At 63.7% G+C, this 5,429-nt stretch carries 4 protein-coding genes and 1 pseudogene; 4 read left to right on the top strand and 1 reads right to left on the bottom strand.

All coding sequences use genetic code 11. The annotated features are described in order from the left end of the window. Positions 1 to 77: 77 nt before the first annotated feature. Positions 78 to 869 carry a dienelactone hydrolase family protein gene (locus G3436_RS18620; protein WP_163947877.1) on the bottom strand — a complete coding sequence of 264 codons (792 nt, stop codon included), beginning with the start codon at positions 867 to 869 and terminating at the stop codon, positions 78 to 80. Between the two features lie 134 nt (positions 870 to 1,003). On the opposite strand from G3436_RS18620, the pseudogene G3436_RS18615 reads away from it, so the two are divergent. The 4 genes and pseudogenes from G3436_RS18615 (at position 1,004) to G3436_RS18600 (ending at position 5,355) form a co-directional block, all read left to right on the top strand. Then, positions 1,004 to 1,605: pseudogene (locus tag G3436_RS18615) on the top strand (outer membrane protein). 110 nt (positions 1,606 to 1,715) lie between these two features. Beyond that, positions 1,716 to 2,393, top strand: coding sequence for a response regulator (locus G3436_RS18610; protein WP_163947874.1), 678 nt, complete (start codon positions 1,716 to 1,718; stop codon positions 2,391 to 2,393). After that, on the top strand, positions 2,390 to 3,736 hold the full coding sequence (locus G3436_RS18605; RefSeq protein ID WP_163947871.1) for an ATP-binding protein: 1,347 nt from the start codon (positions 2,390 to 2,392) through the stop codon (positions 3,734 to 3,736). Before G3436_RS18610 ends, G3436_RS18605 begins: the two co-directional genes overlap by 4 nt. 290 nt (positions 3,737 to 4,026) lie before the next feature. Next, positions 4,027 to 5,355 (top strand): dicarboxylate/amino acid:cation symporter, encoded by a 1,329-nt coding sequence (locus G3436_RS18600; protein WP_163947868.1) that lies wholly within the window; start codon positions 4,027 to 4,029, stop codon positions 5,353 to 5,355. Positions 5,356 to 5,429 lie beyond the last annotated feature (74 nt).

The following is a 5,429-nucleotide window of genomic DNA, read 5'->3' as shown; positions in this document are numbered from 1 at the left end:
TCGCTGGCAAGCCGGCTCCCGCAGGGTTCTGTGAGCGCCCACCCCTGTGGGAGCTGGCTTGCCAGCGAAGGCGGCCGTCAGTCGAACACCTCTTTCAGGAACGCCTGCAAGTCCGCCCACGAGCTTTCATCGGCTGCCTTGTTGTAGCCGATATCCGGCCCACCATGCTCGCCATGGCTCAAGCGGTCGGCATCCGGGTTGGTAAAGCCGTGCTTGGCCCCGTCGATGCTGACGAACTCATAGTTGGCCCCTGCGGCATCCATCTCCTGCTTGAACGCGGCCACCTGCTCGGGCGTGACCATGCTGTCGCTGGCCCCGTGCTCCACCAGCACCCGCGTCTTCACGCTGTCGGGCGTGGCCGGCGTAGCGGTGACCAGCGCCCCGTGAAAGCTCGCCACCCCCGCCAGCGGCTCACCGCGCCGGGCGGCATCTAGCACCACCTTGCCGCCGAAGCAGTAGCCGATCGCGGCGATTTTCTCGGTGTTGGTCTGCGGCTGGATCTTCAGCAGCTCGACCCCGGCATCGAAGCGTGCGGCGGCAGCCTTCGGGTCTTTCAGGGCCGCCTGCATGAATTTGCCAGCATCGGCCGGGTGCTCGGTCTGCTTGCCGTCGCCGTACATGTCGATGGCCAGGGCGCTGTAACCCAGGCCCGCGAGGTCACGTGCGCGGCGTTTGGCGTAGTCGTTCAGGCCCCACCATTCATGCACCACCACCACGCCGGGGCGTTGCCCCTGCACAGCGTCGTCATAGGCGTAGTAGCCCACCAGGCGCTTGCCGTCGGCGTCCTGGTAGGGGATTTCGCGGGTCTGCACGGCCGCCTGGGCAAGGCCAGTGGCGCCGATCAGGGCAAGTGCGAGCAGATAACGCATGGTCGATTCTCCTTGTTTGGCGGGCTATGCGAGTCGTTCAGCCGCAGTTCAGGTGGCATTCAGCGGCGGTTCAGGGCGCCCTGCTTACTCTAGCTTCCACACCCACACCGTGCCTCAAACTGGAGTACACGCTTATGAAAAGTCTCAATACCCTGCTGATCGCCATGACCGTGCTGGGCGCCAGCTCCCTGGCCCAGGCGCCGATACTACCTTCGCCGGCCTTACCTACGGCCAGACCAGCGACAAGATCAAGAAATCCGGCCTGCTCGGCAGCAACGTCGACCACCTCAACACCGACGGCATCATCAGCAAGGACGGCACCTGGGGGGCGCGCCTCGGCCAGCAGAACGACCAGGGCCGCTACTACCTCACCTACGACAACGTCTCCAACAACCACAGCGGCGTGAAGATGCGCCAGGAAAACCTGCTCGGCAGCTACGACGTGTTCTACCCGCTGGGCAGCAGCACCAAGGCGTTCGGCGGTGCCAGCCTGGGCGTGACCAAGCTCAGCCAGGAGTCTTCCGGCTACAGCCGCGACACCGACACCGGCTACGCCTACGGCCTGCAGGCCGGCCTGTTGCAACAGGTCAGCGACAACGCCTCGGTCGAGCTGGGCTACCGTTACCTGCGCAGCAACGCCACCACCGAGCTGTCCGAACACGACGGTGACAAGCTGGGTGCCCTGCGCCTGAAAAGCAGCGCGCAAACCTACCTGTCGGTCAACTACCTGTTCTGAGTGACGTGCATTACCCGAACCGGCCCGCGTTGTGGCCGGTTCGCTGTTATTCTGCCGTTTCACGGCGTTATGCCTGGCCAGGCCGGCCGGGCCTGGTTAGGGAGGCGTGTATGAAACTGCTGGTGGTCGAGGATGAAGCCCTGTTGCGTCATCACCTGCACACCCGTCTGAGCGAAACCGGGCACGTGGTCGAAGCGGTGGCCAACGCCGAAGAGGCGTTGTACCAGGCCGAACAGTTCAACCATGACCTGGCTATCGTCGACCTGGGCCTGCCGGGCATGAGCGGGCTCGACCTGATCCGCCAGTTGCGCAGCCAGGACAAGACCTTTCCCATCCTGATTCTCACCGCCCGCGGCAACTGGCAGGACAAGGTCGAGGGCCTGGCTGCCGGCGCCGACGACTACGTGGTCAAGCCATTCCAGTTCGAAGAACTGGAGGCACGCCTGAACGCACTGCTGCGTCGCTCCAGCGGGTTTACCCAGTCGACCATCATCGCCGGCCCCCTGCGCCTGGACCTGAACCGCAAGCAGGCGCTGCTCGACGATCAGCCGCTGGGCCTGACCGCCTATGAGTACCGCATCCTCGAATACCTGATGCGTCATCACCAGCAGGTGGTCGCCAAGGACCGCCTGATGGAGCAACTCTACCCGGACGATGGCGAGCGCGACCCGAATGTCATCGAGGTGCTGGTCGGGCGCCTGCGGCGCAAGCTTGAGGGCGACAACGGTTTCAAGCCGATCGACACGGTGCGCGGCCTGGGCTACCTGTTCACCGAGCGCTGCCGATGATTCGTTCGCTGCGCCTGCGCCTGATGCTGGCGGCGGCGGTACTGGCGCTGCTGTTCATGCTGGCGCTGCTGCCGGCCCTGCAAAAGGCCTTCAGCCTGGCGCTGCAGGAGTCGATCGAGCAGCGCCTGGCCTCGGACGTGACCACGCTGATCTCGGCGGCGCGTATAGAGGGTGGCCGGCTGGAGATGCCGGTGCTGTTGCCCGACGAAAAATTCAACCTGCCCGACAGCCGCCTGCTCGGCTACATCTATGACCGTCAGGGCAACCTGGTATGGCGCTCGCGCGCCACTGCCGAAGAGAACATCAACTACACCCCGCGCTATGACGGGCGTGGCAACGAATTCGCACGTATCCGCCAGGACCATGGCGAGGAGTTCTTCGTCTACGACGTCGAGGTCAAGCTGCTGGGGGGCAAGAGCGCGGCATTCAGCATTGTTGCCTTGCAACCGGTGCGCGAGTACCAGCAAACCCTCAATGGCCTGCAGGAAAAACTCTACCTGGGGTTTGGCGCTGCCTTGCTGGCCTTGCTGTTGCTGCTCTGGGCCGGCCTCACCTGGGGGCTGCGCTCGTTGCGACGCATGAGCGTGGAGCTGGACGAAGTGGAGTCTGGTGCACGCGAGGGCCTGAGCGCCGAGCACCCCCGCGAGCTGTTGCGCCTGACCGGTTCGCTCAACCGCCTGCTGCGCAGCGAGCGCGAGCAGCGCGGGCGTTACCGCGATTCGCTGGACGACCTGGCCCACAGCCTGAAAACCCCGTTGGCGGTGTTGCAAGGGGTCAGTGAAAGCATGGCCCAGCGCGATGCCGAGCGCGAACAGGCGCGGGTGCTGCAAAGCCAGATCGAGCGCATGAGCCAGCAGATCGACTACCAGTTGCAGCGCGCCAGCCTGCGCAAGAGCGGCCTGGTGCGTCACCAGGTGGCACTGCGGCCGTTGCTCGACAGCCTGTGCAGCACGCTGGCCAAGGTCTACCGCGACAAACAGGTGCACGTGGCGTACGCCGTGCCCGAGCAGGCGCGGGTGCCGATGGAGCAGGGCGCCTTGCTCGAACTGCTCGGCAACCTGCTGGAGAACGCCTACCGACTGTGCCTGGGGCAGGTCCGCATCAGCCTGCAGGTCGACGATAGCGCGCTGCAACTGTGTGTCGAAGACGATGGTCCCGGGGTACCGCCCGATCAGCGCGAACGTATCCTGCAACGCGGGGAGCGTCTGGACCGCCAGTACCCTGGCCAAGGCATCGGCCTGGCGGTGGTCAAGGACATCATCGAAAGCTATGACGCCCACCTTGCACTGGGCGACTCGCCACTGGGCGGGGCGGCCTTTCGCATTCGCTTCCCACTCGACTGAACGGCACGTCGCCAGCGGGCGGATTACCGCCATTCCCGTGCCGGATAATTCGGCGTCGGGCGGAAATCCGCCAATCCGCACCTGCGGCGTGCGGCCTATCTGTGCAAGAACCCCCCGTGAACACTGGCTTTGCACCGCTGCAGCGCATTTTGGCATCAGGCTTGCTATTGACTCAGCAGAGTCCTGCCATGCAGCTCGACAAAACAAATCCCTCCAGTGCAGGAGGGTTCGCGCTTTAGGTACTGCTCACCTCCTGGGAAGGATGGGGTCGGTACATTGAGGAAATAGCCATGACGACGCGTCAGCCATTGTACAAATCGCTGTATATCCAGGTGATCGTAGCCATCACCATCGGTATCTTGCTGGGTCACTTCTATCCGGAAACCGGCGTGGCGCTCAAGCCACTGGGTGACGGGTTCGTCAAACTGATCAAGATGGTCATCGCCCCGATCATCTTCTGTACGGTAGTCAGCGGCATCGCCGGCATGCAAAGCATGAAGTCGGTCGGCAAGACCGGCGGCTACGCGCTGCTGTACTTCGAAATCGTCTCGACCATTGCCCTGGTCATCGGCCTGGTCGTGGTCAACGTGGTCAAGCCGGGTGCCGGCATGCACATCGACGTGACCACCCTGAACGCCAGCAGCGTGGCTGCCTATGCCGCCGCCGGCGCGCAGCAGACCACCATCGGCTTCCTGCTCAACATCATCCCTAACACCGTGGTCGGTGCGTTCGCCAACGGTGACATCCTGCAAGTGCTGATGTTCTCGGTGATCTTCGGTTTTGCCCTGCACCGCCTGGGTGCCTACGGCAAGCCGCTGCTGGACCTGATCGATCGCTTCGCGCACGTCATGTTCAACATCATCAACATGATCATGAAGCTGGCGCCGGTCGGTGCCTTCGGTGCCATGGCCTTCACCATCGGCCAGTATGGCGTGGGTTCGCTGGTGCAACTGGGCTACCTGATGGCCTGCTTCTACATCACCTGCCTGTTGTTCATCCTGGTGATCCTGGGTGGTATCGCCCGTGCGCACGGCTTCAGCGTGCTCAAGCTGATCCGCTACATCCGTGAAGAGCTGATGATCGTGCTGGGTACTTCCTCGTCCGAGTCGGCCCTGCCACGCATGCTGGCCAAGATGGAGCGCCTGGGCGCGAAGAAATCGGTCGTCGGCCTGGTGATTCCTACCGGCTACTCGTTCAACCTGGACGGTACCTCGATCTACCTGACCATGGCTGCGGTGTTCATCGCCCAGGCCACCGACACGCCGATGGACATTGGCCACCAGATCACCCTGCTGCTGGTGTTGCTGGTTGCTTCCAAAGGTGCTGCTGGCGTGACCGGTAGCGGCTTCATCGTGCTGGCCGCAACCCTGTCGGCGGTAGGTCACCTGCCGGTTGCCGGCCTGGCGCTGATCCTGGGTATCGACCGCTTCATGTCCGAAGCCCGTGCCCTGACCAACCTGATCGGTAACGCGGTTGCCACCGTGGTGGTTGCCAAGTGGGTCAACGAGCTGGACGAAGACAAGCTGCAGTCTGAGCTGGCTTCGGGTGGCGCACCGCTGATCGACACCCGTCCGACCGACGACCTGGGCGTTGCCGAAGGCGCTGTACGCCAGGGCTGAAGTTAGCCGTAAACGCAGAAAGCCCATCTTCGGATGGGCTTTTTTGTGCCTGCTGTGCGGGCCCCTTCGCTGGC

Source organism: Pseudomonas brassicae (assembly GCF_010671725.1).
Lineage (GTDB): Bacteria > Pseudomonadota > Gammaproteobacteria > Pseudomonadales > Pseudomonadaceae > Aquipseudomonas > Aquipseudomonas brassicae.
The sequence above is the reverse complement of the archived record's forward strand: the minus strand, read 5'-3'. Positions and strand labels throughout refer to the sequence as shown.